Annotated in this window: 1 protein-coding gene; it reads left to right on the top strand. The window is 34.5% G+C overall.

What is annotated here, in order from left to right; genetic code table 11:
• The coding region (locus AC1DJR_RS33815; protein WP_477004654.1) for an FtsX-like permease family protein at positions 1-394 on the top strand (394 nt) is incomplete at both ends.

Below are 394 nucleotides of genomic sequence, written 5' to 3' on the forward strand. Positions count from 1 at the left end.
GGGATACTCACGATTCTCGGTATCTCACAGAAACAATTAAAAAGACTGTTATTTACTGAAAACATGATAATCGGGACATTGTCCATCTTTATCGGTATACAAGGTGGCCTAGTGTTCTCTAATTTTTTCTTATTAGTCACTTCAAAATTAACAAGTGCGAAAGGTCTCTATTTATATTGGCCAACAGAAGCGATTATCGTGACAACCGTAACGTTTATCATTTTATTTTTAATCGTTTCTACATTTACACCTATGTTTATTCGGACTCGTAAAACAGTCCATCTTATTAAAGGGAACAAGAAAGTGACAGCCGAAAAAAGGCCGTCTATACTCATTTCGATATTTGCTTTAACTTGTTTAGGGTTATGTTATTATATTGCTGGTTATCCACAAG

It is taken from the genome of Bacillus sp. 05T31, from assembly GCF_056396725.1.